Origin of the sequence: Streptomyces oryzae, assembly GCF_017676365.1 — a bacterium.
Taxonomy (GTDB): Bacteria; Actinomycetota; Actinomycetes; order Streptomycetales; family Streptomycetaceae; genus Streptomyces; species Streptomyces oryzae.
The window spans coordinates 1-2,465 of sequence record NZ_JADKMA010000370.1 but is presented as its reverse complement, the minus strand read 5'-3'; the positions used below and the strand labels follow the sequence as shown (position 1 = coordinate 2,465).

Annotated in this window: 3 protein-coding genes; 2 read left to right on the top strand and 1 reads right to left on the bottom strand. The window is 72.0% G+C overall.

Annotated elements, in window-relative coordinates; genetic code table 11:
- Positions 1-13 precede the first annotated feature (13 nt).
- Positions 14-556, bottom strand: a complete 543-nt coding sequence (locus ITI46_RS34135) for a gluconokinase (RefSeq protein ID WP_209243890.1) — start codon at positions 554-556, stop codon at positions 14-16.
- Between the two features lie 224 nt (positions 557-780).
- On the opposite strand from ITI46_RS34135, the gene ITI46_RS34130 reads away from it, so the two are divergent.
- Entirely contained in the window at positions 781-1,515 is a 735-nt protein-coding gene (locus ITI46_RS34130; protein WP_209243882.1) for a FadR/GntR family transcriptional regulator, read from the top strand.
- Positions 1,516-1,598: 83 nt separating this feature from the next.
- The gene (locus ITI46_RS34125) at positions 1,599-2,126 is read left to right on the top strand and encodes a potassium channel family protein (protein ID WP_209243880.1); all 528 of its coding nucleotides are present in this window, start codon (positions 1,599-1,601) and stop codon (positions 2,124-2,126) included.
- Positions 2,127-2,465: the final 339 nt, after the last annotated feature.

Below are 2,465 nucleotides of genomic sequence, written 5' to 3'. Positions count from 1 at the left end.
GTTGGGGGTGGGGTCAGCGGTTACTGACCGACTGGACGGTATGTACCAGGGGCAGGGGTCCCAGTCCGTCCAGGGCCTGCTCGGTGACGCTCTCCGGTCCGGGAGCGACATCGACCACGACGCCGGGTTCGTCCGGCGCCAGCGGTTCGAGCGTCGCGAACTGCGAGTCCAGCAGCGCGACGGGCATGAAGTGGTCCGCGCGCCCGGCCATCCGCCGGGCGATCAGCGCGCGGTCGCCGGTGAGGTGCAGGAAGACGATGCCGGGGGCTGCGGCCCGCAGCCGGTCGCGGTAGGCCCGCTTGAGCGCCGAGCAGCTGACGACTCCGCCGCGCCCCTCGTGGTCGTGCGCCCAGGCGCCGATCGCATCCAGCCACGGAGCCCGGTCGGCGTCGTCGAGCGGAGTCCCGGCGGACATCTTCGCGACGTTGGCGGGCGGGTGGAAGGCGTCGGCCTCCGCGTACGGGACGCCGAGCGCGTCGGCGAGCAGCCGCCCCACGGTGGTCTTGCCCGTGCCGGCCACTCCCATGACGACCACGACCGCGTTGTGACCGGTCATGTCACTGCGCTGACTGCGCTGACTGCGCTGACTCCGCACCCCGTCTCACCGTCCTCATCGACATCGACCTCGGCGCGGAGGACACTCAACCCCATAGGTCACACGTATTCAATAGTTGGAAACCAATTAGTCATACTTAATTGCCGTGACGCGGAGCACGTAGGCTGAACCTCCCGGGCGTTCGCCGAGCGCACGGGGAGGGGCGGAGACGACCGGGGAGACGCATGACCAGCCAGGACGAGAGCGCCGAGGGCTCGGCGTCGGGGCGCGAGCGCGGACTGCACGGCAGGGTGCTCGCCTCGCTGGGCCCCGCGATCACGGCGGGTGAGTACCCGCCGGGCACGGTGCTGCTCACCGAGGAGCTGGCAGCCCGCTACGAGGTCTCCCGCACGGTGGCGCGGGAGGCGGTACGGGTGCTGGAGTCCATGCACCTGGTGGAGTCGCGCCGCAGGGTCGGGGTCACGGTGCTGCCCGCCGAGCAGTGGAACGTCTACGACCCGCAGGTCATCACCTGGCGACTGGCCGGCGCCGACCGGGGCCGCCAGCTGCGCTCCCTCACGGTGCTGCGCTCCGCCGTCGAACCGGTCGCGGCCCGCCTCGCCGCCGAGCAGGCCACCCCGGAGGAGTGCGCGGCGCTGACCGAGCACGCCCTGGGCATGGTCGCCACCTCGCGCGGCGGCCAGCTCGACAACTACCTGGTGCACGACATCGACTTCCACCGCGCCGTGCTGCGGGCCTCCCGCAACGAGATGTTCGCCCGGCTCGGCGACGTCGTCGCGGCCGTCCTCACCGGCCGCACCCAGCACGACGTCATGTTCAGCGACCCCCGCCAGGAGGCCGTCACCCTGCACGTCCAGGTCGCGGAGGCCGTCCGCGAGCGGGACGGCGCCCGCGCGGAGCGCATAATGCGGACGATCACGGAGGACGCGATGGCGGAGCTCGACGTTCTGGCGCCGTAACCGGTGCGTGCCCCTGTCCGCCGTTCGCGGCTGTTGGGCGCTGCGGGGGCGCGCGGTCGGCCGGGGGTGGCGACGATGGCCTCATGGAGGAACGCGGAGGATCGTCCCGGGCCCACTGGGCGTGGCGGCTGCTGGGGCCTGCCGTCGCGGTGCTCTTCGTGGCCTACTTCCTGCTGCCGGCGCGGGTGCTGGGGCCTGAGCGGCCGGTACTGAGCTGGACCGTACTCATCGTCGTGCTCACCGGCATCGCCGTGCTGCTCCTCAAGCACATGCGGGACGCCCTGTTCGACCGCCGCGGCACGGTCGTCGCGCTCGTGTCGCTGATGTGCCTGTCGGTACTGGTGTTCTCCTCGGCGTACTTCGTGATCTCACACGATCCGGGGGAGTTCCGTGGGCTGCGCACCCGGCTGGACGCCTTCTACTTCACGCTGCTGACCCTGGCCACGCTCAGCTACGGCGACATCCAGCCGCGCGGTCAGTCCGCGCGGCTGCTCATCCTCCTCCAGATCCTCTACACCCTCGTCTTCCTCACCGCCGCCGCGACCTCCCTCACGGGCAAGCTCCGCCGCACCGCCGCCAGCCGCCCGCCCCGCGGCCGGCCTCACCGCTGATCCACCTCCGCGAGATCGTCCCGCAGCCACTGGGGGGCCGGCGGATACGCCGCGTACTCCCGCGCATGTGGCAAACACGCCTGTACGGCCCGCCCCGGCCCCGAGTTCACATGCACGAGGGCCACCACCACGGTCTCCGCACACCATTGACCACACGGCAAGCAGTACCCAGCACTGACAATGCCGCTCACCGCCCCGCTCCTTCACCGCAGAGGGCCGCCCGCAGCCGCCCCGGCTCCGTCAGTCCTCCGTACGGCACCGCCCAGTACGGCCCCGGCGGCCCGGTCCGCGTCCGCGCCGGTACGGGCAACCAGCACGCCACCGACAGCCGGACCACCC

Coding starts and splice junctions, on each gene's coding strand:
- ITI46_RS34135 (WP_209243890.1), bottom strand. CDS start 556: ATGACCGGTCACAACGCGGTCGTGGTCGTCATGGGAGTGGCCGGCACG.
- ITI46_RS34130 (WP_209243882.1), top strand. CDS start 781: ATGACCAGCCAGGACGAGAGCGCCGAGGGCTCGGCGTCGGGGCGCGAG.
- ITI46_RS34125 (WP_209243880.1), top strand. CDS start 1,599: ATGGAGGAACGCGGAGGATCGTCCCGGGCCCACTGGGCGTGGCGGCTG.